Genomic DNA, 23,978 nt, shown 5'->3' on the forward strand with positions numbered 1-23,978 from the left:
CCGCCTAACCACCGCCACACCACGACCCATCCCACGCCGCTTCGCGACGCGGGATGCTGCCGCGTGTCTACGCACGGTTCGATTTTCGAGTTAGGCGGCGGTGGACCAGATGGCTCGGAAGGCGGCGGCTTCGCCGGACAGCCAGCGTTCGATCTGGTCGGGCTTGGCGTCGCCGGGCATGCGGTGGGCCTGGCCACGGCGCACGTCGACCAGGACCGGCTCGGCGTGCGGGAGCACCGCGTCCATGTGGCGGGCCATCAGGTGCAGGGCGGCGAGCACCGATTCCTCGCTCGGTGGGGTCTCGTCGAAGTGCAGGCGGACCGCTTCGGCGCGCCCGTCGCTGTGGCGTACGCCGAAGTGGGGGTTGATCTTGACGGGCAGGTCGCCCAGCATGGCCAGGGCGTCGCGGGTCTGGGCGAGGTCGACGGCGGCCGGCTCGCCGAGGGAGTGCAACCAGGCCGTGGCCCCGGGGACGAGCGCCTGGTAGAGCGGGCGCCAACGTGGCTTGACCAGGTCGACCACCCCGGTCAGGTGCGTGCCGCCGGTGTGGAAGGCGATGTCGGCCTTGAGCGCCTTGACGAACTGGCCGTGCGGGTTGAAGCCGGACCGACTGGCGCGCTGCTTGCGCAGCCCGCCCACGAAGGTCGCCTTGGTGGGGCCGGTGCGGTCGACGTAGCGGGTGAAACCGAGCAGCGTGGCGTACGGGGTGAGGGGCGTGGAGGCGGGAGCGGTCACGGGCGTCCTCCCTAGTCGTAATCCTGCAGGTCAGGAACTCGATTAGTACATACATTCTAATCGACGGGTCTGACATCGCCCAGCGAAAACGGGGGTGCGGAAAACGCGACAAAGAGGGCCGCCCGCCGTGCGGACGACCCCCTGTCGAGACCTCTGCTAGAGCTGGCCCACGTCCGTGATCCGGACGACCGCGGCGCCGACCTCGTCGGAGGCCACGAGGTCGATCTCGGCGCTGATGCCCCAGTCGTGGTCGCCGTTGGGGTCGTCGAAGCTCTGCCGGACGGTCCACCGCTCCCGACCCTGCTCGATCATGAGCAGTGCCGGGCCTCGGGCGTCCGGCCCGACGCCGATCGAGTCGTACTCCTCGAAGTACGGCGCGAGCGCGTCGGCCCACGCGTCGTAGTCCCAGCCGTCGCCGCCGTCCAACTCGGCGAGCAGATCCCAGCGGCGCAGCGCGGCCAGCTCCACGCGGCGGAACAGCGCGTTGCGCACCAGCACCCGGAACGCCCGCGCGTTGCGGGTCACCGCGGGCGGCCGGTCGGTCAGGGAGGCGTGCGCCTGCGCCACCTCGGCCACGTCCGACGGGTTGCGCAGCCGCTCCCACTCGTCGATCAGGCTGGAGTCGACCTGGCGGACCAGCTCACCCAACCACTCGATGAGGTCGATCAGCTCCTCGGTCTTGGCGTCCTCGGGCACGGTCTGGCGCAGCGTCTTGTACGCGTCGGCCAAATAGCGCAGGACCAGGCCCTCCGAGCGGGTCAGCCCGTAGAACTGCACGTACTCGGTGAAGGTCATCGCCCGCTCGAACATGTCGCGGACGACGGCCTTGGGGGAGAGCTGGTGGTCGGCGACCCACGGGTGGCCCTGCCGGTACATCTCGTACGCGGCCTCGAGCAGCTCCGCCAGGGGCTTCGGGTGGGTCACGTCGTCGAGCAGTTCCAGGCGGGCCTCGTACTCGATGCCCTCGGCCTTCATCGCGGCGACCGCCTCGCCGCGGGCCTTGAACTGCTGCGCGGACAGGATCTGCCGGGGGTCGTCGAGGATCGACTCGATCACGCTCAGCACGTCGAGCGCGTACGACGGGGACTCGGCGTCGAGCAACTCGATGGTGGCCAGCGCGAGGGGGGAGAGCGGCTGGTTGAGCGCGAAGTCGAGCTGGAGGTCGACGGTGAGCCGGATCCGCCGGCCGGTCTCGTCCGGCTCGGGCAGTTCCTCCACGACCCCGCCGGCGCGCAACGCCCGGTAGATGGCGATCGCCCGGCGGATGTGCCGGCGCTTGGCGGTGGGCTCCTCGTGGTTGTCGGTGAGCAGGTGCCGCATCGCGGTGAACGCGTCCCCGGGTCGACCGATGACGTTGAGCAGCATCGAGTGACTGACCTGGAAGCTGGAGGTCAGTGGCTCCGGCTCGGCGTCGACGAGTCGGTCGAAGGTGGGCTGGCCCCAACCGATCGAGCCCTCCGGCGGCTTCTTGCGGACCACCTTGCGCCGCTTCTTCGGGTCGTCGCCGGCCTTGGCGAGGGCCTTCTCGTTGTCGATGACGTGCTCGGGGGCCTGCACCACGACCCGGCCGATGGTGTCGTAACCGGCGCGACCGGCCCGCCCGGCGATCTGGTGGAACTCGCGGTTCTTGAGCAGCCGGGTGCGGACCCCGTCGTACTTGGACAGGCCGGTGAACAGCACCGTCCGGATCGGCACGTTGATGCCGACGCCGAGGGTGTCCGTGCCGCAGATGACCTTGAGCAGGCCGGCCTGGGCGAGGGTCTCCACCAGGCGGCGGTACTTGGGCAGCATGCCGGCGTGGTGTACGCCGATGCCGTGCCGGACCAGCCGGGAGAGCGTCTTGCCGAAGCCGGAGGTGAACCGGAAGGCACCGATCGCCTCGGCGATCATGTCCTTCTCGGCCCGGGAGCAGACGTTGACGCTCATCAGCGCCTGGGCGCGTTCCAGCGCGGCCGCCTGGGTGAAGTGCACCACGTACACCGGGGCCTGCTTGGTCTCCAGCAGCTCCTCGAGTGTCTCGTGCAGCGGCGTCATGGCGTACGAGAAGATCAGCGGGACCGGCCGCTCCGCCGTGCGCACGACGGCGGTCGCCCGCCCGGTACGCCGGGTCAGGTCGTCGACGAACCTGGTGGTGTCCCCCAGGGTGGCGGACATCAGGATGAACTGGGCCTGCGGCAGCTCGATGATCGGCACCTGCCAGGCCCAACCCCGGTCGGGCTCGGCGTAGAAGTGGAACTCGTCCATGATCACCTGACCGACGTCGGCCTTCGTGCCCTCGCGCAGCGCCAGGTTGGCCAGGATCTCCGCCGTGCAGCAGATGATCGGGGCGTCGGCGTTGACGCTGGCGTCGCCGGTGAGCATGCCGACGTTCTCGGCGCCGAAGACCTCGCAGAGCGCGAAGAACTTCTCCGACACCAGGGCCTTGATCGGCGCGGTGTAGAAGGTCGTCCGGTTGTCGGCGAGGGCCGCGAAGTGCGCGGCGATGGCCACCAGGCTCTTACCCGAGCCGGTGGGCGTGTTCATGATCAGGTTGGCGCCGGAGACGATCTCGATGACCGCCTCCTCCTGATGGGGGTAGAGGTCGAGGCCGCGATCCTTCGCCCAGCCGGCGAACGCGTCGAACAGGGTGTCGGGGTCTGCGCTTGTCGGCAGCGCGGCGGTGAGCGTCATATCCCGTCCATGGTGCCTGGATCATGCCCCGCTACGCCAACCCGGCGTCCACCGGACCCCCGTCCGGGCCGCCGGGTGCGGGTCGGCGGGACGGGCCAGCGCGTCACCGTCGGCGGTAGAGCAGGTCGGCCACCGGTCGGCCGGCCGTGATCGCCCGCCGCTCGAACTTCGTCACCGGCCGGTGCGCCGGACGCGGCGCGAAGCCGCCGTACGTGTCCACCAACTCCGGGTCCGCATCGAGGGTCTCCCGCATCGCCTCGGCGTACTCGGCCCAGTCGGTCGCGCAGTGCAGCGTGCCGCCGGAGCGCAGCCGGGACCTCAGCAGCGCCACGTGCGCCGGCTGGATGATCCGCCGCTTGTGGTGGCGGGACTTCGGCCACGGGTCCGGGAAGAAGACGTGCACCGCGTCCAACACGCCCTCGGGCAGGCCGCTGACCAGGGACAACGCGTCGCCCTGCGCCACCCGCACGTTGCGCAGGCCGCCGCGCTCCACCAGGTCGAGCAGGTTGGCGATTCCCGGCGTGTGCACCTCGACCGCCAGATAATCTCGATCCGGGTCGGCGGCAGCCATCGCGGCGGTGCTGTCACCCATGCCCGAACCGATCTCCAGCACCACCGGCGCCCGACGACCGAACAGGTCGGCCAGGTCGACGGGCGCGACCGGTCCGTCCGGAACATCCAGGCCGTACGCGGGCCAGAGCCGGCTCAGCGCGTCGGTCTGCCGGTCGCTCATCCGCCCCCGGCGGGGGTGGAACGTTCGGATCGTCCGGCTCACGGGCGGGACGGCGGGGTCATGCTCGGTGGCGGTCACAGCCAATCGAGCGTACGCGACCTCGCCAGCGAATCGGATGTGATGTGCGACCGGAAATGAGAGGATCCAACTGGTACGGCAGGTCGGCTGCTCCGCTGCCCGACTCGGCCGCGCGGCGTCGAGAGGGGGGCATCGTGGCAGTGACCCGCGGCGGCGTGACCCTGGCGGTGCTGACCGTTCTCGCCGGCCCCCTGCTCGCCACCCCTCCCGCGCTCGCGGCTCCCGCCTCGGTGCTCGCCGCTCCCGCCACTGCGGCCTCGGTGCTCGCCGCTCCCGCGCCGCAGCCCGAAAGCCCAGCGGGTGGCGCACCCCAGCCGACGCCGATCGACATCTTCGTCGAGGTGAGCCCCAGCACGGTGCAGCCCGGCTACCTGGTCGGGATCCGGGCCAGTTGCCAGAACAACTCGGTCGGCGCCACCGTCGTCTCCGACGCCTTCGGCGCGGTCGGCGTCCAGCCGCAGGGTGGGGTGCTCACCGCCGCGCCGATGGTGCGGGAGCGCACCCGCCCCGGCAACTACCGGGTCAAGTTGGAGTGCCGCGACGGCGAGACCGCCTCGACCATGCTCCAGGTGGTGAAGAAGGTCCCGACCCACCCGAGTCGCGGCCCGGCCACCGGCTTCGGTGGCGGTGCCGGTGGCGTGACCGGCAAACTGCTGCTGCCCGTCGGCGCGGCGTTGACGGTCACCGGCCTGATCCTCGCCGTGCTGGCGCTGCGCCGACCGCGTGCGACCCGTGGCATCGGACTCCACTGACCGCCATGGAGATCTTCCGCCCCACGCCACCGCCGCCCGACGAGCGCCCGCCGGCCTCGGATCGCCCGTCGGTGGCTGCCCGTCCGGCGACCGCGGTGACGCCGCGGCGCAGTCGTCCGCCCGGACGCAGCCCCTGGTCGGTGCCGGTGGCCGTGGTGCTGGTGCTGGTCGGGGTCTTCGCCACCGGGGCGGGGTTGGGCCGCTCGGTCGGCCCGTTCGACCTGGCACCGGCCGGTGGCGACCGGCCGGCACGCAGCGAGTCGGCCGGACTGTCGGCCAGCCGCCCGGTCCGCCTCAGCGTCCCGGCGATCAAGGTGACCGCGCCCGTGGCACCCGTCGGGCAGGCGCGGGACGGCTCGATCGCCGTACCGCCGCTGGAGCGGCACAACGAGACCGGCTGGTACGACCGCGGTCCCACGCCCGGTGAACCCGGTCCGGCGGTGATCGTCGGGCACGTGGACACCAAGAGCGGACCGTCGGTCTTCTACGACTTGGGCAAGCTCAAGCCGGGCGACCTCGTCGAGGTGGCCCGGGCGGACCGGTCGACGGTGGTCTTCAAGGTCGACACCGTCGAGCACTTCCCGAAGGACCGACTGCCCGCCGACCGCATCTACGGTGACGCCGGACCCGCCGGGCTGCGGCTGATCACCTGCGGCGGCCAGTTCATCGGCGGCCGCACCGGCTACGCCGACAACGTGATCGCCTTCGCCACCCTCCAGTCCTCCCGCAAGCCCTGACCCGAGCCCGGCCCTGCGTCAGCTGAGGAAGGCGAGGAGTTGGCGGGTGGTCTCGTCGGGGGCCTCCTCCGGAATGAAGTGCCCCACTCCGACCGGCTCGCCGCGTACGTCGTCGGCCCACTCGCGCCAGATGGCGAGCGGTTCGTCGTAGAGCTTCGCGACCTGACCACGTTGACTCCAGAGAAACAGCACCGGGCAGCCGATCTTCCGGTTGCCGCGGTCCGCCTCGTCCTGCTGGTAGTCCAGCGTCGCGGCCGCGCGGAACTCCTCGCAGATCGCGTGGACCCGGGCGGGATCGCTGAACTGCCTGACGTACGCCGCCCGCACCTCGGCCGGGAAGGCGTCCTTCACCTCGGGCCAGGTGTCGAGCTCACTGACGGGGTAATCGTCACTTGGGTGATGACAGCCCAGACGAATTCGAACTTCACTATTGAGTGGGACACGAATACAACCAGCAAGATTATCAACTATTGGGTGTGCCGACCATGATTGTAAGCATCTTGTCCGCCAGATTGAATGGCAACATCGAAGTAGTGAAGGAGATTGTCAACGACCTAGGCATTGCCAAATTCAATCTTCACACCTTCCCGACAGGTGCGGCCGCTGAGTACGGTCTAGCCGATATAGCGGAAGGGCTAAATATGGTTCTACGAACCACACGTCAACAACAGTGACGAAGGTCTGACGCGCTGGGATCGAATCGTCGCCTAAAAGCACGCGTTGCGCCGATGACTGTGCTCACGCCGGAAGAGGTACGCCTCAAGTTAGAAACCGTTGGCATCTCCGAGGACTACTACCCAGCAGGCGGCACCGATCTCATAACCATAATTCTCGGAATGCGCACGGTTAGCTAAGCCATAGGAGTAGCGCCTCCGGCTGTCGGTGAAGACCAATTGGGGGTAGACCAATGTTGCTGTCGTGCGCGATAATCCAGGGATGGTCGACCGTCCGAAGTGGTATAAACGCATCAAGCCTGCCGGTTTCCTGCGCCAGAAGTGGTCTGAGCACAAGGCCGAGCGACGTGATAAGCCTAAGAAGGTCTCAAAGCTTCGTACCTATAAGCCTATTCACCTTGCGACTCTGATAGTCCTTGCTGTTGTCGCTCTTGCCATCACCGCGCTCGCAGCCCTACTTATGCTGAATGCAGCTCAGGTCCCGGCGGACTCGACCAACTCGCCGGACCTTGCAGTTCGTATCGCTCAATTGCGTGTCGATGTTATCCGCAACAGCCTAGCCGTGGGGGCTGGTGCCGGCGGGCTGATTGCTCTATTCGTGGCACTTCGTCGTCAATATGTGAAAGAGCGGGTTGACTACGCTGACCAAGAGTACAAGAACATGACCGCTCTCGACACTAAGCATGATGCGGCAGAAAAGAGGCTGACCGAGCTTTACGTGAAGGCTGCGGAGCAGTTGGGTTCGGAGAAAGCTCCCGTACGCATGGCCGCTCTTTATGCATTGCAAAGGCTTGGGCAGGACAACCCCAACCACCGGCAGACCGTGATGAATTTGATTTGCTCCTATCTCCGTATGCCCTTTACTCCGCCAAAGCCAATCCCGGAGGGCGACGAGATTCCCGAACTTGGCGACGATGAGTTGAAGCGCCACCATGAACTTGAGGTTAGGACGACTGCCCAGCGAATCATCGCTACTCATTTGCAATATGACGCAGTCGTCGGTAACGGTAACGACTTGGAGCCCGTTGGAAAGCCGCACTTCTGGCGGCTAATGGACGTTGACTTGACTAACGCAGTTCTTGTGGATTTCGATTTCAGTCGTTGTTCGCCTCGAATCCTCGACTTGGCTAGAGCCCGGCTAATTGGTCCCTCCAATTTTGCCGGGATGTTCGCTGAGGTTGCCGCACTATTTGGCGGTGCGCAGTTCGACGGCAATGCGTCTTTCTACTCCGCGAGAGCCGGAGTCTTTAGTTGTCCCGGTGCCAAATTTCGTGGAGGTGCCTCGTTTCGAGGTGCGCACTTCATTCTGAGGGCATCGTTTGATCATGTTGCATTTGGAGGTGATGTCGACTTTCGGGAGATTTCTGGCGATCCCCCGGACTTCAGCAGAGCGACTGCTCCAATTCGCAGACAGCACGATTGGCCGGAGGGGTATGCCCTCGAATTCAGTAGGCATTCAGCAAACATTGGCTACGTCACCAGAGTGGGATCAGAGTTGAAACACGCCGATCCCGAGCAGAGGTATAAGCTGCGCTTTCCGCAACCACCATCTGGCGGTCTTCCTGCTAGGGCAACTCGTGACACCGAATCATACGAGGTATAGCCACTCTGCCAGCCTGACGGGGTTAGGGATTGGGGTTGATATCCTCCCGGACGTACACACCTCGACCCGGTACGCCGACCACTAATCCCTGAAACTCTAGAACCCTAATGCCCTTTTGTACTGTGGTCACCGCAAGGCTGTAGAGCTTCGACAGCTCAGCATAAGACGGCAACTTGTCGCCTGGCGCATACTCACCGCCTCTGATGCGGGAGGCCAAGTCTTCGGCCATCTGACGGTAGCCGCCGGTCGGTATCGGCATGTCGGGGGTTCCTCCGGTTCGGGCAACCCCATTCGACCATGATCACGAAACAGCCTCAACGCCAACGTTCCCCTAGGCGTCTAGAGCGTCTAGGGTGTCTAGGTAAGGCCGGGATGCACTTGGAGAGCGACTGGGAGGCGCGGAACCGTGGCGGATCACAGTAGGCAGGGACCGAAGCGGCGAATCCTCCGATTTCGGCGTGAGCTTGCGTGGATCTCTGGACACGAGACGCACGTGGGCTGCGCCAAGGTGCGGACTGGCCCGCTGGGGTCGTCTTGGAGCGAGAGGCGGTCGGACGGGGGCCGTGGTGCCCATCGATGAGCCGATCTCGAGGGCGACCGAGTTGTTCATGGTGCAGCGGATACTCGACGCGCACTGGACTCGGGCACTTGACCAGCCGTGGCGGGTGGGCGGGTGTCTCGAGTGCCGCGGTCGTAACGAATGTCCACAGCTTGATTGGGCAATCGAGCTGACCGCGGAAGTCGTCTCAGTCATGTTTCAGAAGCGGTGACAGTCAGCCGCGGCCGGGCCTGCCCTTGGCGCGCCCCACCGCGCGCCCGGCCCGGTCAAGATCGTGCTCGAACAAGGATGTCAACACCGTTGCATTAGGGCTGTGATGGGCGAGTCAACCCCTGCTGGATAGTGAGAACGGGACTCCTGATAGATCAACTTGTGTCGAGCAAGAAGATCGAGTCTCAGGAGTCCCGTTGCAGGAGAAGTCTGTCATCACTCGGTCGGTCGAGGTGGCCGGGGGTGTGTACGCGCCTGGCCATCTGGGTGAGTTGACCCAGATCATCGACTTCGACCTGGTCGACGCCTTGTTGGAGGAGACCGGGACATGCGAGAAGCGGCTACGGCTGCTGCCGTCTCGGGTCGTGGTGTACTTCGTTCTCGCGCTCGCCCTGTTCGAGCACTGTTCCTACCGGGCGACCTGGGTAAAGCTGACCGCTGCCCTGACGGAGTTGTCCCTGACCCGGCCGAGCATCTCATCACTGTCGCACGCCCGCCGCCGGATCGGCGTAGCGCCGCTTCGTCGGCTGTTCGAGACTTTGGCCGGTGTCGTCGGCCCGTCCGGCCAGCCCGGTGTGTTCTACCGGGGTCTGCGTACCGTGGCCATCGACGGCACTCACCTGCACGTGCCGGATGCCGATCAGGTCACCTGGCACTACCGCAAACGGATGGGAGACCGACGCGAGTTCGGCTACCCGCTGCTACGGCTGCTCGTGGTGATCGAGTGCGGGACCCGCGCCCTGCTCGCCGCGACCTTAGGCCCCGACGAAGGAGGCGAACTGCCCTACGCCCACCGCCTGATAGGCGTCCTGGACCGCACCATGCTGCTCCTGGCCGACGCCGGCTTCGACGCCGCGCAATTCCTCAACGACGTGAGCGCCACCGGCGCGCAGTTCCTCATCCGCTCCACCGCCTGCCGCCGCCCGACCATCACCCAACGCCTGCCCGACGGCTCCTACCTGACCCGCATCGGCTACCGCACCCTGCCCACCCTGCTCCTCCTGCGGATCATCGAAGCGCACATCACCGTCACCCTGACCGACGGCACGACACGAACGGAACAATGGCGGCTGATCACCAGCCTGCTCGATCACACCCGCTACCCCGCCCGCGAACTCGTGGATCTCTACCACGAACGCTGGCAAGCCGAAACCACCTACTACTCAATCAAAGCCACCATGCTCCACGGCCGCGTCCTACGCTCCCGCAGCATCCCCGGCCTCGAGCAAGAGGTCTACGCCATGCTCACCGCCTACCAAGCCCTCATCCGCGCCGCCGCGGACACGGCGTCAACCCAGCCCGGCCTGGACATGGACCGGATCAGCTTCACCATCCTCATCGAAGCCGCCACCACCACAATCACCACCGCCAGCGCCGTCCTCCCCGACGACCCCACCAACCTCCTCGGCGCGATAGGCCAAGCCGTGCTGGCCAACCTCCTACCCACAACACGCCGCCACCGCGTCAAAGCCCGCACCCGCAAAAACCCCACCAGCAAATACAGCCCAAACACCAAACACCATCCCGCGACCACACAGACCTACACCTTCCACGCCCACATCACGACCTTCGAAAACGGGCTTGCCTCCCGCTCACGAAGCTAAACGCAACGGTGTTGACAAGGATGTAGTGGCCTCGTGCCGCGGGGAGGGGCCTACATCCAGGATCGAGCACGATCAAGGCACCAGATGCCGCTCCACACCTGCCTCGACGCGCCTGAACCCGCCCCGCTCCGCCTCGGCGTGGCGTGGCCAAGATCCGCGCAAGTGCGGTGAAACTGCTGCCCGACGAGTCGAGGGCGGGGACTTCATCCGTGCCTGAAGGGCTGGCGGGGAGTTGGCTAGCTCCGGGGGAGGTGGCTAGGGCTGGGGGACGTGCAGGGCCACCTCGAACTCCAGCAGGCTGGCCCCGCTGGCGACCGGTGGCCGGGGCTTCTCGCCGGGAGCGGCGGCGTGGGCGGCGCGTGAGGGGCCGGCGGCCCACGCCTGGTACGCCTCTTCGCTCTCCCACTTCGTGTAGACGAAGTAGCGGGTCTCGCCGGCCACCGGGCGGAGCAGCTCGAAGCCGAGGAAGCCGGGGGAGTTCTCCACCGTGCCGGCCCGGGCGGCGAACCGCTTCTCCAACTCCGCGCCGGCGCCGGGAGGGACGTCGATTGCGTTGATCTTCACGACTGCCATCTGCCCACCCTAGCCACTCAGAACCCCTCCACGGCGGGCACCAGCTCCGCGTCGACGACGATCGGGGCGTGGTCGGAGGGGCCTTTGCCCTTGCGGGCCTCCCGGTCCACGTAGGCCGAACCGACCGCGCGGGCGAACGGCGCGGACGCGTACACCAGGTCGATTCTCATGCCCTTGTTCTGGTGGAACATCCCGGCCCGGTAGTCCCAGTAGGTGAAGGGGTGGGGCCCCTTCATCGGGGTCGGCACCACGTCGACGAGGCCCAGGTCGCGCAGTGCCGCGAGGGCCGCGCGCTCGGCCGGGGTGACGTGGGTGGAGTGGGTGAACACCGCCGGGTCCCAGACGTCGGCGTCGGTCGGGGCGACGTTGAAGTCGCCGCAGACGGCAAGTGGGAGCCCGCCGGCCAGCTCGGCCTCCAGCGCGTCGCGCAGCGCCGCGAACCAGGCCAGCTTGTACGCGTAGTGCGGGTCGTCGGGCGTCCGGCCGTTCGGCACGTACACCGACCAGACCCGCACTCCGTCGCAGGTGGCGGAGATGGCGCGGGCCTCCGGGTCGGGAAAGCCGGGCTCGCCGGCGAACCCGACCCGGACGTCGTCCAGCCCGACCCGGGACAGGATGGCGACGCCGTTCCACCGGCCGTCGCTGTGGCTGGCCACGGTGTAGCCCAACTCGCCCACCTCGGTCACCGGGAAGGCGCCGTCCGGGCACTTGGTCTCCTGCAGGCAGACGACGTCCGGCCCGGTGTCGGCCAGCCACTCCAGCAGCCGGGGGAGGCGGGCCTTCACCGAGTTGACGTTCCAGGTCGCCAGGCGCATGCCCCCAGCCTGCCGCATCCGTCCCGGGTATGCCGGGTCAGCTGCCCGGGGTGTCGCCGGGACGGGTCTGTTCGGCGAGGAACCGCTCCAGTTCCGCGCCGAGTTCGTCGGCCGTGGGCAGCGGGCCGGCGTCCGGGGCGAGCAGGCTCTTCTCGCCCCGACCACGGGCGAACGCGTCGTACTGCTCCTCCAGGGCCTGGACCAGGGCGGCGGCGTCCTCGGTCTGCGCGACCTGGCGGTCGATCTCCACCCGGACGACCTCGGCGGCCGAGCGGAGCCCGTCACCGGGCAGCAGCAGCCCGGTGCTGCGTGACACGGAGGTGAGCAGCACCTCGGCGGCGGCCGGGTATTCGGTCTGCGCCACGTAGTGCGGCACGTGGGCGGCGAAGCCCAACGCGTCGCGGCCCTGCTCGCCGAGGCGGAACTCCAGCAGGTGGCCGACACTGCCGGGCACCTGGACGCGTTGCAGCCAGGGCTCGTATCCGGCGATCAGCTCGGGGCGGGTGGCGTGCGCCGTCACGCCGGTCGGCCGGGTGTGCGGCACCGCCATCGGGATCGAGTTGAGCCCCACGGTGAGCCGGACGCCCAGCCGGGTGGCCAGCCCGGCCACGGCGGCCACGAACCGCTCCCACTGCAGGTCCGGCTCGGGGCCGGTGAGCAGCAGGAACGGGGTTTCGTCGTCGTCCTGCAGCAGGTGCAGTTCCAGCTTGGGCGCGTCGACGCTCTCCCAGTGGTCCTCGACGAAGGTCATCACCGGTCGTCGCGACCGGTAGTCGAAGAGTTGGTCGACGTCGAAGGTGGCGATCGGTCGACCCTCCAGCGAGGTGAGCAGTTGCTCGCGCGCCAGCCGGCTGGCGTTGCCGGCGTCCACGAACCCGGTGAGGGCCTGGATCAGGACCGGTTGCCCGAGATCGGGCAAATCGTCGGTGAGCTGGTAGAGCTCGTGTGGGTCGAGCACCGGTGCGGACCTCCCTGAAATGTGCCTGCGGGGCGCCGACGCGACGGAGGGCACCCGTTCGGGCAACGTACCCGCCATCCTGGCGCATTCCTGCGCCGGGCGATTCGTCGCCCGGGGGATGGGCGTGACCGGACTATTCGCCTGATTACGCCGCCAGGTGGCGGTGGTCAGCCGATCGGCCGATCGGTGGTTCGACCCATCGGCCCAGTTTGTCGATCATGTCAGGGCCGCAGGCCCGATGTCCGGGCCTGACACCGGCCGTGCCGGTCTGCGTGCGCCGCCGGGTTCATCCGGTACGCGAGGAACGTTCCCCGGGCGGGTCGACCCGCCCGGGACGTCCACCAGTGCGGCCCCGATCTGTGGCGATCACCACGTGATCACCGTGCGTGATCGGACTGCCGCCGTGCCTAGCCTCGGTTGATGCGTGACGACGGCACCCTCGACGACCCGTACGCCCCGAGCAGCCCCACTGCCGATACGGAGGATGGCACCTCAGCCGAACGGACAACCGCCGCGAGTCGACTCCGGGCGTACGCCCGGGGCCTGACCGGTCGACGCCGGACCCAACTGGCGCTGGCCACCGGTGTGGTCTGCTGCCTCGGCCTGACCGTCGTGGCCCAGGTCTGCGACGAGAAGCCCGGCGCGGCGACCCGCTCCGCCCGGCCCGCCAGCTCGGAGCTTGCCCAGCGGGCCGAGCAGGGCGTCGCCTCGCGTGGTCTCGACCGCGCCGCTGTCCCGGCGCCGTCCGCCTCGGCGACCCCCGCCGACCCGGACACCACGGCACCCGCCCGCAAGGCCGCTCCGGCCCGCCCGACCAAACCGGCGCCCGTGGTCGGGCTGGACGAGGACCAGATGGAGAACGCCGAGGCGATCGTGCGTGCCGGCCGCAAGATGGGGGTGCCCCGGCGGGGTCTGGTGATCGCGGTCGCCACCGCCATGCAGGAGAGCAACCTCTACAACGTGGCGAGCGGTGTGCTGCCCGAGTCGCAGGACTACCCGCACCAGGGCGTCGGCTGGGACCACGACTCGGTCGGACTGTTCCAGCAGCGTTCCAGCAGCGGCTGGGGTCCGGTCGGCCGGCTGATGGACCCCGAGTTCGCCACCCGGCAGTTCCTCTCCGCGCTGGAGCAGGTGCCCGGCTGGGAGCGGATGCGACTCACCGACGCGGCCCAGGCGGTGCAGGTCTCCGCGTACCCCGAGTTCTACCAGCAGCACGAATGGCGGGCCACCCGGGTCGTCGACGCCATCGCGCCGGCGGGGCGGTAGTCTTCCGGCCACTGTGGACGGTCAGGGTTGAGGCTGTCGCATCCCGGGTACATGTGTTGCGGGTTCGGGGTACACATGTACAGAGGGACCATCGACAGGAGGACGCCATGTCACTGATGCAGCGGATCACCACGTTCTTGAGATCGCCGAAGGGGCAGCAGTTGGTTCAGCGGGGTCGTCAGGAGATGGCCAAGCCCGGTAACCAGCAGAAGCTCAAGGGTCTGGCCGCTCGGTTCTCCAACCGCCGCCGCTGACCGCTCCATCGGCCGCCCTGTCCGCCATTCCCATTCCAGGGGAGACCCGGTGACCGACACTCCGCCCGCCGGCGGCCAGCCCGCCCCTACTCCCCAGCCGTCCGTCGATCTGCCCGCCGGGTCGGCGGACGCCCCCGAGGGTCCGCCGGCCCGTCTCTGGGACCGGATGCGTGACGACCCCCAGTACGCCCCGGAGCACCTGGCCCTGGAGGCGGTGCGCCGGCTCGGGCCGGAAGCCGAGCAGTGGGCCGACCGGGCCCGTGCCGAGCAGCCCGGGGTGTCGTCCGACGCCCTGGCCGATCAGGCGGCCCGCAAGTTCGTCAACCTGGCGCGGCTGTCCGGTGCGGTCTCCGGCGTGGCCGGACTACCCGGTGCCGTGATCGACGTGGGTGTCCTGGCCTGGACCCAGGCGCGGATGGTGTTGCACATCGCCGCCGCGTACGACGTCGATCCGCTGCACAGCGACCGGGCCACCGACCTGCTGGTGCTGCAGCGCGTGCACAAGGTCGCCGAGAGCGCCCGGCTGGCGCTCGGCGTGGCCGCCGGCCGGGAACGCGCCGACGCGCTCTTCGGCCTGGGCGGCCAGCGTCCACTCGGTCGGGTGATGCTGCAGCTCGGCGTCCGGCTGGCCCAGATGGCCGGCGTCCGAGCCGCCAAGCGGATCGTCGCCAAGATCGTCCCGGGCGCGGCCATCGTGCTGGGCACCTGGGCCAACTCGTCGGCCACGAAGGACCTCGCGCAGCGTTCCCGGGTGCTCTACCGCCCCCGGGGCAGCGCGCTGCCGGGGCCCCGCCAACCCTGACCGCCCCTTCGGGAGGGTCAACCGGCCATCCCGGAGGGTCGCCACGTCACCGCGGCGAGCCGGTCCTGGCCGCTGGCGTTGGGGTGGAACCAGTCCAGCGGGTTGAGCAGGTCCAGGGTGAACCGGACCTTGTGCGCCGCGCCGCCGTCGTGGCGACAGCGTGAGCCGTACGCCCGGCAGGCCGCGACCAGTTCGGCGTTGTACGCGTCGATCCGATCCCGGACGGCCACCCGGCGCGCCTGGTCGGCGGGCGCCGTCGAGGTGGCCTCGGCCAGCAGGGCCGGGCAGATGCCCCGCCGCCACGCGCGGACCGCCCGCGCATCCTCGTGCCCGACCTCCCAGAGCCGGTACAGGTCGGGGATGCTCACCACCAGCACCCGGGCCTTGGGCCGGCCGGTCCGCAGCACCTGCAGCCCCCGGTCCACGTCGGCCCGGAACCGCGCCACAGGTGTCATCGCGTCCACCCCGCCCCGGCAGATGTCGTTGGCGCCGATGAGCACCGTGACGTAGTCGGGACGGTCGCGTACCGCCGCCCGGGCCTGACCTTCGAGCGCGTCCGCGCGGGCGCCGGCCCGGGCGTGGTTGTACGTCCGGTCGCGGATCGCCGAATTCTGGTCGAGCAGCCGCCGGTAGTGGCTCTCCACCCGCAGCCCGTCGCCGGTGGACCAGGAGTTGCGCTCGCAGGAGGTGAGCACCAGGCAGGAGGCGAAGCCGGTGCTGATCGAGTCACCGAGGGCGGCGATGCCGCCCGGCCCGCTCGACGGCGGTGCGCTCTTGGTGGGGCGGGGTGTCGCGGACGTGCCGCCCTCGCAGGCCAACGCGACGAGCGCGACGAGACAGGCCAGCGCGGCGACCCACCGTCGAGGCATGACGTCCCCCGTTCCGCAGCGCAGAGCGACAGCGCGGTAACTCTATGCGTAGGAGGTGGTTCACCGGGAAGTTGCTGTCGGGTATGCGGCAGAGTGTCGGCGTCAGGTCGGCGAGGTGCTTTAATCCCGCCGCGGTGCCGGCTGGCCGTGCAGCCACCCGTGCAGCGCCCGGGTGATCCGGGGCAGCACCAGATAGGTCATCAGCGGAGTCAGGCAGAGCGTCATCAGCAGCACCCGTGCCGCCAACGGCACGGCGGCGAGGAAGTGGCTGGTCAGCAGGGTGGCGCTCAGGCTCAGCGGGAAGAACGCCAGCCAGATCGTCACGGCCTGCTTCCACCTCGGTGGCGACGCCGGCCCGACCGGTGCCACCGCCTCCACCGAGTGCTCCAGCGGCGGGTCGAACCAGCCCTCGATGCCGGTACGCCGCTCGACCCGGGTGTGCTCGACGATGCCCTGCGCCGAGCTGAGCCACCAGTGCCGCTGCGGCGACTCCTCCCACCGGTGCAGCGTCTCGGCGTCGGCGAAGCGGTAGAGCATGTGCCACTCCGGCGAACCGGGACCGCTCTGCACCCAGCCGGCGCCGAGGAAACCGGGGAACGCCTCGGCCAGCGCGGTGCCGGCCCGCATCCAGGCCACCATCTCGCTGGACCGGGCCGGATCGACACGGCGGGCGATGGCGACGGTCACCGGCACGGCGAGGGTCATTGACATGCGCCCATCGTGGGGGCAGTGGGGGCCGCGACGCGAACGGATGTAATCGAGCACACCGGTGCCGTCCGCCTGGGGAGCCGATCGGTCGGAACCTGTCGGGGGCCGATGGTCTACTCGGGCACATGGACGACAGAGTGATCCTCGTGCTCGGCGCGACGGGCACCACCGGGCGACGGGTGGCCGACCGGCTGCGGGCGCTGGGCTCCCGGGTCCGCGCGGCCTCCCGCAACGGCCCGGTGCGCTTCGACTGGTCGGTCGAGTCGACGTGGGCGCCAGCGCTGGCCGGCGCGTCCGGGGTCTACCTGATGGCACCGGACGGCCAGCCGGTCGAGCCGGCCCTCGTCCGGTTGGCCATCGATCAGGGGGTGCGGCACGTGGTGCTGCTCTCCAGCCGGGCGATCGAGGCGATGGGCGACGAGCGCCTGCTGGCCGCCGAACGGACGGTCCGCGAGGCCGACGCCGACTGGACGATCCTGCGGGCGGACTGGTTCGACCAGAACTTCGACGAGGGCGTGTTCCGGGAGGCGGTGCTGGCCGGCGAGGTCGCCGTGCCGGTCGGCGGGGCACGCCAGGCGTTCGTCGACGCCGACGACATCGCCGCCGTCGCGGTGGCCGCCCTCACCGAGCCCGGGCACGCGGGTGCGGTCTACGAGGTCACCGGGCCTCGGGCGATCACCTTCGCGGAGGCGACCGAGATCATCAGCGCAGCGGCGGCCCGACCGGTGCGTCACCTCGGCACGGCCGACGACTACCGGGCCACGCTGGGTCCGCTGGGCGTCCCCGCCGAGGAGATCGAGCAACAGATCGTGGCCTTCACGGCCCTGCGTGACCTCGGCCACGCCGAGCCCACCGACACCGTGCGCCGGCTGACCGGTCGCGACGCCCGGGACTTCTCGGCGTACGCGGCCGAGGCGGCCTCGCGGGGCGCCTGGCGCGACTGACCGAGGCGTCCGAGGCCGGTTAACGCTGGCGATCGGGGGTAGGTCCCTGGGCATGACGAGATCCCAGCCCCGGCGTGCCCGTGGCACGGTGGGGCACGCGTACAGCGCGCTGAACCTCCGGCTCACGCTTGCCGGCTTCGGGCTGGTGATCATGGTGCTCTTCGCGGTGCTGGCGTTCTGGGCCGGCATCGCCTGGCTCGGCGTAGTCTGCGCGATCTTCGCCGTGGTCGCCGTGGTCGACCTGGTCGTGATCCAGCGCCGCCGCGCCGCCCGGCACCGCGAGGAGCCGGGCGTACGACACTCGCTGTTCGAGTGACAGGAGGACGAGATGCCCCACATCGCCACCACCAACCCCGCCACCGGCCAGGTGCTCAAGACCTACGAGGCGATGTCCACCGAGCAACTCGACGGTGCCATCGAGCGCACCGACCTCGCGTACCAGCAGCTCCGGACGACGACCGTCGACCAGCGCGCCAGGTGGATGACCGTCGCCGCCGACCTGCTCGACGCCGAGCGCGACGAGATCGCCCGGATCATGACCACGGAGATGGGCAAGACGTACGCCTCGGCGCAGGCCGAGGTCACCAAGTGCGCCACTTCCGCCCGCTTCTACGCCGACAGGGCCCCGGGGTTCCTCGCCGACGAGCCGGCCGACGCCGACGCCGTGAAGGCGACCCGGGCGTTCATCCGCTACCAGCCGATCGGTGTGGTGCTCGCGGTGATGCCGTGGAACTTCCCGCTCTGGCAGGTGATGCGCTTCGCCGCGCCGGCACTGATGGCCGGCAACACCGGCCTGCTCAAGCACGCCTCGAACGTGCCCCAGACCGCGTTGCTGCTGGAGGACGTGTTTCGCCGGGCCGGCTTCCCCGAGGGAGCGTTCACCACCGTGCTGGTCGGCTCGGACGCGGTCGAGACGATCCTGGCCGACCCCCGGGTCCGGGCCGCCACGCTCACCGGCAGTGAGTCGGCCGGCCGGTCCATCGCCCAGATCGCCGGACGGGAGCTGAAGAAGACAGTCCTGGAACTCGGCGGCAGCGACCCGTTCGTGGTGATGCCCTCCGCCGACGTGGACCGGGCCGCCGAGGTGGCCACCACCGCCCGCTGTCAGAACAACGGCCAGTCCTGCATCGCCGCGAAGCGGTTCATCGTGCACACCGACGTGTTCGACGCCTTCGCCGAGAGGTTCGCCGCGAACATGGCCGCGCTGCGGGTCGGCGATCCGATGGACCCGGACACCGACGTGGGGCCGCTGGCCAGCGAGCGTGGCCGCGACGAGGTGCACGCCCAGGTCCGCGACGCCGTGGACAACGGGGCGACCGTGCTCTGCGGTGGCGAACTGCCGACCGGCGACGGCTGGTTCTACCCGCCGACCGTGGTCACCGACCTCACCCCGACGATGCGGATGTGGTCCGAGGAGGTCTTCGGCCCGGTCGCCGGCCTGTTCCGGGTGTCGTCGTACGAGGAGGCGATCGAGGTCGCCAACGGCACCAGCTTCGGGCTCGGCTCGAACGCCTGGACCCGGGACCCGGCCGAGCAGGAGCGCTTCGCCACCGACCTGGACGCCGGCAACGTCTTCATCAACGGCATGACCACCTCCTATCCGGAGTTGCCGTTCGGCGGTGTGAAGAACTCCGGCTACGGGCGCGAGCTGTCGGCGTTGGGCATGCGGGAGTTCTGCAACACCAAGACGGTCTGGGTGGGCGAGGGTGCCGCCTCGGCCGGAGCCGGTGCGCACGCCGAGTAGCTCGCAGGCATCAGCCGGTGCCGTCGTGGGTAGGAAGTGCGCCCATGACGCTGTTCGGATTCCACGCCTCGCATGAGCAGATCGGTCCGCGCGCCCTGTTGGAGGCGGTGAAACACGCCGAGCGGGTCGGCTTCGACGCCGCCATGTGCTCCGACCACTTCTCCCCGTGGAGCGCCCGGCAGGGCGAGTCCGGCTTCGCCTGGTCCTGGCTCGGCTCCGCGTTGCAGGCCACCGGCCTGCCGTTCGGTGTCGTGAACGCGCCCGGCCAGCGGTACCACCCGGCGATCATCGCGCAGGCGATCGGCACCCTCGGCGCGATGTACCCGGGCCGGTTCTGGGCCGCCCTGGGCACCGGTGAGGCCAGCAACGAGCACATCACCGGCGACCCGTGGCCGCGCAAGGACGTCCGCGCCGCGCGCCTGCGGGAGTGCGTGGACGTGATCCGGGCGCTGCTGGCCGGCGAGGAGGTCAGCCACGACGGCCTGGTCCGGGTGGACCGGGCGCGGCTGTGGACCCGCCCCGAGGAGCCGCCCGCGCTCGTCGGCGCCGCCGTCAGTGTGGCCACCGCCCGCTGGTGCGCCGAGTGGGCGGACGGTCTGATCACCGTGAACGCCCCCGTGGCACACCTGCGCGAGATGATCGACGCGTACCGGGACGCCGGCGGGCGCGGCCCGCTGCACCTGCAGGTGCACGTCTCCTGGGCGCCGGAGCAGGAGCAGGCCGAGGCGCTCGCGTACGACCAGTGGCGCAGCAACGTCTTCGCCCCGCCGGTCTGCTGGGACCTGGAGACCGTCGAGCACTTCGACGTGGTCTCCGCCGACGTGCCGAAGCAGCGGGTAGCCGAGATGGTGAACATCTCGGCCGACCTGGGCCGGCACGTCGGCTGGCTGGAGGAGTACGTCGAGTTGGGCTTCGACCAGATCGCCCTGCACCACGTCGGGCAGGAGCAGCGCGGCTTCATCGACGCGTTCGGCGCGGAGGTGCTGCCGAAGCTGCGGTCGACCGGCTGATCGAGGAGCGGATCCGCCGACCCCTAGGCTCGTACCCCATGGAAAGCCTGTTTCCGGTCGTCGTCTTCCTGGCGATCGCCACCTTCGGTGCGGCGCTGGCCCGCCGGCTCGGCCTGCTCGCGCCGATCGTGCTGGTCGTGCTCGGCCTGGCGCTCTCCTTCGTGCCCGGCGTCCCGCACGTCGAACTCGACCCGGAGCTGGTGCTCGTCGGCATCCTGCCGCCGCTGCTGTACGTCGCGGCGCTGGAGACCTCGGTGCCGGCGTTCAAGAACAACATTCGGCCGATCCTGTTGCTGGCGGTCGGCCTGGTGTTGTTCACCGCGTTCGTGGTCGGGTTCGTGCTGCACCTGCTGCTGCCGCAGGTGCCGTTCGCGATCTGTCTGGCGCTCGGCGCGGTGGTCGCCCCGCCGGACGCGGTGGCCGCCACCGCGGTCGCGCGCCGGGTCGGACTGCCCCGCCGGGTCGTCACCATCCTGGAGGGGGAGAGCCTGGTCAACGACGCCACCGCGCTGGTGCTGCTGCGGGTCGCCACCATGGCCACCGCCGGCTCGGCGGTCGGTGCCGCCGACGTCACCATCGAGGTGCTGCGGGCCACCGGCGGCGGCATCCTGATCGGCGCGCTCGGCGCGGTGGTCTTCGGCTTCCTGCACCGGCGGATCACCGACCCCCTGCTGGACAACGCCCTGTCGTTGATCATTCCGTTCGCGGTGGTGTTCGCCGCCGAGGCGGTGCACTCCTCCGGCGTCGTCGCCGTGGTGGTCACCGGTCTGGCGCTCGGCCACAAGCTGTCCCAACTGCTCTCGGCGGCCTCCCGGTTGCAGACCGCCGCGTTCTGGCGGTTGGTCCGGTTCCTGCTGGAAGGGCTGGTCTTCCTCCTGGTCGGCCTGCAACTGCGGGAGGTGCTGCGCGACCTCGACGAGCCGGCCGGGTCGCTCGCGCTGATCACCGTCGCGGTGCTCGCCACGGTCGTCCTGACCCGCTTCGTCTGGCTCTTCCCGGCCACCTACCTGGCCCGGCTGGTTCCCCGGGTCCGCCGCCGGGACTCGGCCCCGTCACCGAGGATCCCGATCGTCATCGGCTGGGCCGGCATGCGGGGCGTGGTGACGCTGGCCGCCGCGTTGGCCCTGCCGCTGACCCTGGCCGGTGACGAGCCGTACCCCCGGGCACTGTTCATCTGGTTGGCCTTCGCGGTGATCGTGGTCACCCTGGTCGGCCAGGGCGCCACCCTGCCGCTGGTCGCCCGCCGGTTGAAGCTGCCCCAGGACGACCCGGTGCAGGACGCGTTGTCGGCTGCCGGGGTGCAGCAACAGGCCAGCCGTGCCGCCCAGGATCGCCTCGACGAGCTGGCCGACAGCGCCCCCGACGCGGTGGTCGACCGGTTGCGCCGCGCGCTGGAGGATCGCAACAACCTGGCCTGGGAGCGGCTCGGAGGCGCCGAGCGGGAAACGCCGTCGCAGGCGTACGGTCGGCTACGACAGAAGATGATCGACGCCGAGCGGGATGTCTTCCGGGCTGCCCGGGACTCCGGCCGGATCCCCGAGGAGGTGCTGGTGCGGGCCTATCGTGACCTGGACCTGGAAGAGTCGTTGCTGCGGGAGGTCGAGAAGTGAGCTGCCAGCATCTGGCCGAGGCGGACGCGGTGGAGCCGCGCACCACCGAGGAGTGCCCCGACTGCGTCGCCATCGGCAACGCCGACTGGGTGCACCTGCGGGCCTGCCTGAGCTGCGGGCACGTCGGTTGCTGCGACTCGTCGCCGTACCAGCACGCGACGAAGCACTTCGGGTCCTCCGCCCACCCGGTGATCCGGTCGGTGCAGCCGGGCGAGACCTGGCGCTGGTGCTACGTCGACGAGGAGATCGGCTGATCGCTGCGGTTTGTCAGAGCCCACCGGGTCAGCGGTGGCACGGCCAGGCCGGTGCCGGCGAGGAGCCCGGCCAGGACCACCCAGCCGAGCGGACCACCGCCGAGGATCAGCCAGGTCAGCACCGCCGGCCCCGCCGCGCGGGCCAGCCCGGCGAGCAGGGTGTCGACCCCCTGGTAGGCACCGACGGCGTCCGGGGCGGCGAGGTCGTAGGCCAGCGCCGCCCCGGCCCCGGCGTGCCACAGGTCGCCCAGCGTGTAGATCACCGTCGCGCCCAGCAGCAGGCCGATCGCCAGCGCGCCGGTGACGAAGCCGGTCGCTCCCCAGAGCAGCATCCCGGCCGCGAGCACCAGCCCGGCCCGGCGCATCGTCGCCGCCGCCGGCAGCGCGTGCCGGGCGCCACCGCTCAGCCGTACCGCCAGCACCACGGTGAGCAGCGTGTTGACCAGCAGCATGACGGAGACCAGCACCGGCGGGGCATCGGTGTGGGTCACCACCCACAGGGGCAGCAACAGGGTCAGCGCCACCCAGTGCAGGGAGAGCACGGCTGACGCTCCGGCGACCGCGAGGAACCGTCCGTCGCGCAGGGCGCGACCGCCGCCGGACCGGCGGAACCGCCGGACCGGCGGATAACCCGGCAGTCGCATGATCAGCGCCGCCGACACCAGATAGGTCGCGGCGTTGCCGACCACGAGCAGCCGGTACGCCCACCCGGTGTCCGCCACCAGCGCGAACCCGGCCAGCGTCGCGCCGAGCGCCACACCCAGGTTGGCCACCGCGCGCAGGGTCGCGAAGGCGTGCACCCGCCCCTCCGGCCCGCCGACCGCGGCGACAAGCGCGGCGCGGACCGCCAGGTTGCCGGAGATCAGCAGCGCGTCCAGTGTGGCCACCAGCAGGAAGGCGGGAAACGAACCGACCAGCAGGTACGCGACGGCAACGGCGGCCTGCGCCAACTGGAGGACCGCCCGGAGGTTTCGCGGATCACGCCGATCGGCCAGCCCGCCGAGCGGCACGCTGGCGGTCAGCCCCACCAGGCCGGCGAGCGTGAGCCCCAGCCCGACCTGCGTCGGGCTCAGCCCGACGACGCGAGTGAGATAGAGCGCCGAGCCGGTCACCCACAGCCCGGTCCCGACGGTGTTGGCGAGCGTGGCCAGCGACAGGGTACGCAGCCGACCCGGCGGCGGCAGCGGCGACAAAGACCGCCAGCGACCCCGAATCCCCGCCCGGATGCCCACACACCCGACCCTAGGTCCGATGTGCGCGCATCGATGCCCCGAGCGCTGCGGCGCCCGTCACAGCCCGCCTACGGCGCGTTCGTTGCCCAGTGCCTTCGAGGTGGTCGTGTCGCTCGCGCCGCTGGTGATCTGACAGAGGTGCCCCCGGCGTGAGACTTCCTCGGGCCGGGGGCGCTCTGCGTTCCGGCTCAAGTTTACGTCAGTCCTCGTCCGTCGGGTTGGGGCGGTTCTTGGCGATCCAAGCTCGAACAGCCTTGCCATCCCAGACGCGGCCCATGCTCAAGGTGACGAGGGGGTCAGGGAATCCCTTGCGGCCCACGATGATCGTGGCGCGCTGCTTGCTGATCCCTCCGAGCAAGTCGCGGATCTCATCCAGTCCAAGCAATTCCACGATCCGACGGTATGAGCCTTGGGGGTTGCCTTAAGACAATCTGGGTGGGACAACTTCTATGGGGGTTGCCCTCATGCAACCTGCTGTGGTGCCATGAATGCATGACCCGACGCGTCACTTTCGCGGAGTATCTGACTGCCGTAGCCCTGACCCTGGCTCGTCGGCATCGGCCGGTGTGGTCGTGGATCAAGTG

At 69.8% G+C, this 23,978-nt stretch carries 26 protein-coding genes; 14 read left to right on the top strand and 12 right to left on the bottom strand.

From position 1 onward, the window contains the following. Window positions 1–90: 90 nt before the first annotated feature. The 3 genes from AB0C25_RS19730 to trmB form a co-directional block, all read right to left on the bottom strand. Window positions 91–735 (bottom strand): hypothetical protein, encoded by a 645-nt coding sequence (locus tag AB0C25_RS19730; protein WP_357375066.1) that lies wholly within the window; start codon window positions 733–735, stop codon window positions 91–93. 156 nt (window positions 736–891) lie between these two features. Beyond that, window positions 892–3,405, bottom strand: coding sequence for a DUF3516 domain-containing protein (locus tag AB0C25_RS19735; RefSeq protein WP_357375068.1), 2,514 nt, complete (start codon window positions 3,403–3,405; stop codon window positions 892–894). Window positions 3,406–3,508: 103 nt separating this feature from the next. Next, the gene (gene trmB / locus AB0C25_RS19740) at window positions 3,509–4,138 is read right to left on the bottom strand and encodes a tRNA (guanosine(46)-N7)-methyltransferase TrmB (RefSeq protein ID WP_357375548.1); all 630 of its coding nucleotides are present in this window, start codon (window positions 4,136–4,138) and stop codon (window positions 3,509–3,511) included. Between the two features lie 209 nt (window positions 4,139–4,347). Between trmB and AB0C25_RS19745 the strand changes: the two genes are divergently transcribed. Then, window positions 4,348–4,968: a hypothetical protein gene (locus tag AB0C25_RS19745; RefSeq protein ID WP_357375550.1), complete on the top strand. Its 621-nt coding sequence runs from the start codon at window positions 4,348–4,350 to the stop codon at window positions 4,966–4,968. A gap of 5 nt (window positions 4,969–4,973) precedes the next feature. Beyond that, window positions 4,974–5,705 (top strand): class F sortase, encoded by a 732-nt coding sequence (locus tag AB0C25_RS19750; protein WP_357375070.1) that lies wholly within the window; start codon window positions 4,974–4,976, stop codon window positions 5,703–5,705. An 18-nt stretch (window positions 5,706–5,723) separates the two neighbouring features. Here AB0C25_RS19750 and AB0C25_RS19755 read toward each other — a convergent pair whose 3' ends face one another. Beyond that, window positions 5,724–6,056 (bottom strand): alpha/beta hydrolase, encoded by a 333-nt coding sequence (locus AB0C25_RS19755; protein WP_357375072.1) that lies wholly within the window; start codon window positions 6,054–6,056, stop codon window positions 5,724–5,726. A gap of 83 nt (window positions 6,057–6,139) precedes the next feature. On the opposite strand from AB0C25_RS19755, the gene AB0C25_RS19760 reads away from it, so the two are divergent. Next, window positions 6,140–6,379, top strand: coding sequence for a hypothetical protein (locus AB0C25_RS19760; RefSeq protein WP_357375075.1), 240 nt, complete (start codon window positions 6,140–6,142; stop codon window positions 6,377–6,379). Between the two features lie 262 nt (window positions 6,380–6,641). Beyond that, window positions 6,642–7,982: a pentapeptide repeat-containing protein gene (locus AB0C25_RS19765; protein WP_357375077.1), complete on the top strand. Its 1,341-nt coding sequence runs from the start codon at window positions 6,642–6,644 to the stop codon at window positions 7,980–7,982. Between the two features lie 22 nt (window positions 7,983–8,004). Here the strand turns inward: AB0C25_RS19765 and AB0C25_RS19770 are convergent, their stop codons facing one another. After that, a complete protein-coding gene (locus AB0C25_RS19770) occupies window positions 8,005–8,241 on the bottom strand; it encodes a winged helix-turn-helix domain-containing protein (protein WP_357375079.1) in 237 nt (78 codons plus the stop codon). A gap of 707 nt (window positions 8,242–8,948) precedes the next feature. On the opposite strand from AB0C25_RS19770, the gene AB0C25_RS19775 reads away from it, so the two are divergent. Beyond that, the gene (locus AB0C25_RS19775) at window positions 8,949–10,355 is read left to right on the top strand and encodes an IS4 family transposase (protein ID WP_357375081.1); all 1,407 of its coding nucleotides are present in this window, start codon (window positions 8,949–8,951) and stop codon (window positions 10,353–10,355) included. Window positions 10,356–10,610: 255 nt separating this feature from the next. On the opposite strand, the gene AB0C25_RS19780 is transcribed toward AB0C25_RS19775, so the two are convergent. From AB0C25_RS19780 to AB0C25_RS19790, 3 genes are read right to left on the bottom strand one after another with little or no spacing between them, the layout of a single operon-like run. After that, a complete protein-coding gene (locus AB0C25_RS19780) occupies window positions 10,611–10,928 on the bottom strand; it encodes an antibiotic biosynthesis monooxygenase (protein WP_357245592.1) in 318 nt (105 codons plus the stop codon). Window positions 10,929–10,945: 17 nt separating this feature from the next. Next, window positions 10,946–11,743 (bottom strand): exodeoxyribonuclease III, encoded by a 798-nt coding sequence (locus AB0C25_RS19785; protein ID WP_357375084.1) that lies wholly within the window; start codon window positions 11,741–11,743, stop codon window positions 10,946–10,948. 37 nt (window positions 11,744–11,780) lie between these two features. Beyond that, on the bottom strand, window positions 11,781–12,701 hold the full coding sequence (locus AB0C25_RS19790; RefSeq protein WP_357245585.1) for a PAC2 family protein: 921 nt from the start codon (window positions 12,699–12,701) through the stop codon (window positions 11,781–11,783). 420 nt (window positions 12,702–13,121) lie between these two features. Between AB0C25_RS19790 and AB0C25_RS19795 the strand changes: the two genes are divergently transcribed. From AB0C25_RS19795 to AB0C25_RS19805, 3 genes are all read left to right on the top strand, one after another. Further along, the gene (locus AB0C25_RS19795; RefSeq protein ID WP_357375086.1) at window positions 13,122–13,967 is read left to right on the top strand and encodes a peptidase M23; all 846 of its coding nucleotides are present in this window, start codon (window positions 13,122–13,124) and stop codon (window positions 13,965–13,967) included. Between the two features lie 107 nt (window positions 13,968–14,074). Then, window positions 14,075–14,221: a hypothetical protein gene (locus AB0C25_RS19800; protein ID WP_357375088.1), complete on the top strand. Its 147-nt coding sequence runs from the start codon at window positions 14,075–14,077 to the stop codon at window positions 14,219–14,221. A 49-nt stretch (window positions 14,222–14,270) separates the two neighbouring features. Then, the gene (locus tag AB0C25_RS19805; RefSeq protein ID WP_357375090.1) at window positions 14,271–15,023 is read left to right on the top strand and encodes an EcsC family protein; all 753 of its coding nucleotides are present in this window, start codon (window positions 14,271–14,273) and stop codon (window positions 15,021–15,023) included. A 17-nt stretch (window positions 15,024–15,040) separates the two neighbouring features. Here AB0C25_RS19805 and AB0C25_RS19810 read toward each other — a convergent pair whose 3' ends face one another. Together AB0C25_RS19810 and AB0C25_RS19815 are read right to left on the bottom strand one after the other, a co-directional pair. Continuing rightward, window positions 15,041–15,892 carry a GDSL-type esterase/lipase family protein gene (locus AB0C25_RS19810; RefSeq protein WP_357375092.1) on the bottom strand — a complete coding sequence of 284 codons (852 nt, stop codon included), beginning with the start codon at window positions 15,890–15,892 and terminating at the stop codon, window positions 15,041–15,043. Window positions 15,893–16,012: 120 nt separating this feature from the next. Then, window positions 16,013–16,603, bottom strand: a complete 591-nt coding sequence (locus tag AB0C25_RS19815) for an antibiotic biosynthesis monooxygenase (protein WP_357375094.1) — start codon at window positions 16,601–16,603, stop codon at window positions 16,013–16,015. A gap of 122 nt (window positions 16,604–16,725) precedes the next feature. Here AB0C25_RS19815 and AB0C25_RS19820 point away from each other — a divergent pair, with 122 nt between their 5' ends. Genes AB0C25_RS19820 through AB0C25_RS19845 form a run of 6 tightly spaced genes read left to right on the top strand, consistent with a single transcriptional unit; the run spans window position 16,726 to window position 22,162 of the window. Continuing rightward, window positions 16,726–17,544 carry an NAD(P)H-binding protein gene (locus AB0C25_RS19820; protein WP_357375096.1) on the top strand — a complete coding sequence of 273 codons (819 nt, stop codon included), beginning with the start codon at window positions 16,726–16,728 and terminating at the stop codon, window positions 17,542–17,544. Between the two features lie 52 nt (window positions 17,545–17,596). Continuing rightward, window positions 17,597–17,860, top strand: a complete 264-nt coding sequence (locus tag AB0C25_RS19825) for a DUF6343 family protein (RefSeq protein ID WP_357375098.1) — start codon at window positions 17,597–17,599, stop codon at window positions 17,858–17,860. Window positions 17,861–17,872: 12 nt separating this feature from the next. Then, a complete protein-coding gene (locus AB0C25_RS19830; protein WP_357375100.1) occupies window positions 17,873–19,288 on the top strand; it encodes an NADP-dependent succinic semialdehyde dehydrogenase in 1,416 nt (471 codons plus the stop codon). A gap of 44 nt (window positions 19,289–19,332) precedes the next feature. Then, complete coding sequence (locus AB0C25_RS19835) at window positions 19,333–20,298, top strand: TIGR03885 family FMN-dependent LLM class oxidoreductase (RefSeq protein ID WP_357375102.1); 966 nt, start codon at window positions 19,333–19,335, stop codon at window positions 20,296–20,298. Between the two features lie 38 nt (window positions 20,299–20,336). Next, on the top strand, window positions 20,337–21,908 hold the full coding sequence (locus tag AB0C25_RS19840; RefSeq protein ID WP_357375105.1) for a Na+/H+ antiporter: 1,572 nt from the start codon (window positions 20,337–20,339) through the stop codon (window positions 21,906–21,908). Continuing rightward, complete coding sequence (locus tag AB0C25_RS19845; RefSeq protein WP_357375107.1) at window positions 21,905–22,162, top strand: UBP-type zinc finger domain-containing protein; 258 nt, start codon at window positions 21,905–21,907, stop codon at window positions 22,160–22,162. The genes AB0C25_RS19840 and AB0C25_RS19845 overlap by 4 nt, the downstream gene beginning before the upstream one ends. On the opposite strand, the gene AB0C25_RS19850 is transcribed toward AB0C25_RS19845, so the two are convergent. Beyond that, the gene (locus AB0C25_RS19850; protein ID WP_357375109.1) at window positions 22,138–23,394 is read right to left on the bottom strand and encodes an MFS transporter; all 1,257 of its coding nucleotides are present in this window, start codon (window positions 23,392–23,394) and stop codon (window positions 22,138–22,140) included. The genes AB0C25_RS19845 and AB0C25_RS19850 overlap by 25 nt on opposite strands. Before the next feature lie 199 nt (window positions 23,395–23,593). Then, window positions 23,594–23,785, bottom strand: coding sequence for a hypothetical protein (locus AB0C25_RS19855; RefSeq protein ID WP_357375111.1), 192 nt, complete (start codon window positions 23,783–23,785; stop codon window positions 23,594–23,596). Window positions 23,786–23,978: the final 193 nt, after the last annotated feature.

Source organism: Micromonospora sp. NPDC048839, from assembly GCF_040649915.1.
Taxonomy (GTDB): Bacteria; Actinomycetota; Actinomycetes; order Mycobacteriales; family Micromonosporaceae; genus Micromonospora.

What these genes read in the sequence shown, in the direction of transcription:
- AB0C25_RS19815 (WP_357375094.1), bottom strand. Translation starts at nt 16,603, where the DNA reads ATGTCAATGACCCTCGCCGTGCCGGTGACCGTCGCCATCGCCCGCCGT.
- AB0C25_RS19840 (WP_357375105.1), top strand. Translation starts at nt 20,337, where the DNA reads ATGGAAAGCCTGTTTCCGGTCGTCGTCTTCCTGGCGATCGCCACCTTC.
- AB0C25_RS19820 (WP_357375096.1), top strand. Translation starts at nt 16,726, where the DNA reads ATGGACGACAGAGTGATCCTCGTGCTCGGCGCGACGGGCACCACCGGG.
- AB0C25_RS19750 (WP_357375070.1), top strand. Translation starts at nt 4,974, where the DNA reads ATGGAGATCTTCCGCCCCACGCCACCGCCGCCCGACGAGCGCCCGCCG.
- AB0C25_RS19770 (WP_357375079.1), bottom strand. Translation starts at nt 8,241, where the DNA reads ATGCCGATACCGACCGGCGGCTACCGTCAGATGGCCGAAGACTTGGCC.
- AB0C25_RS19780 (WP_357245592.1), bottom strand. Translation starts at nt 10,928, where the DNA reads ATGGCAGTCGTGAAGATCAACGCAATCGACGTCCCTCCCGGCGCCGGC.
- AB0C25_RS19830 (WP_357375100.1), top strand. Translation starts at nt 17,873, where the DNA reads ATGCCCCACATCGCCACCACCAACCCCGCCACCGGCCAGGTGCTCAAG.
- trmB (WP_357375548.1), bottom strand. Translation starts at nt 4,138, where the DNA reads ATGAGCGACCGGCAGACCGACGCGCTGAGCCGGCTCTGGCCCGCGTAC.
- AB0C25_RS19810 (WP_357375092.1), bottom strand. Translation starts at nt 15,892, where the DNA reads ATGCCTCGACGGTGGGTCGCCGCGCTGGCCTGTCTCGTCGCGCTCGTC.
- AB0C25_RS19785 (WP_357375084.1), bottom strand. Translation starts at nt 11,743, where the DNA reads ATGCGCCTGGCGACCTGGAACGTCAACTCGGTGAAGGCCCGCCTCCCC.
- AB0C25_RS19765 (WP_357375077.1), top strand. Translation starts at nt 6,642, where the DNA reads ATGGTCGACCGTCCGAAGTGGTATAAACGCATCAAGCCTGCCGGTTTC.
- AB0C25_RS19800 (WP_357375088.1), top strand. Translation starts at nt 14,075, where the DNA reads ATGTCACTGATGCAGCGGATCACCACGTTCTTGAGATCGCCGAAGGGG.
- AB0C25_RS19825 (WP_357375098.1), top strand. Translation starts at nt 17,597, where the DNA reads ATGACGAGATCCCAGCCCCGGCGTGCCCGTGGCACGGTGGGGCACGCG.
- AB0C25_RS19735 (WP_357375068.1), bottom strand. Translation starts at nt 3,405, where the DNA reads ATGACGCTCACCGCCGCGCTGCCGACAAGCGCAGACCCCGACACCCTG.
- AB0C25_RS19835 (WP_357375102.1), top strand. Translation starts at nt 19,333, where the DNA reads ATGACGCTGTTCGGATTCCACGCCTCGCATGAGCAGATCGGTCCGCGC.
- AB0C25_RS19795 (WP_357375086.1), top strand. Translation starts at nt 13,122, where the DNA reads ATGCGTGACGACGGCACCCTCGACGACCCGTACGCCCCGAGCAGCCCC.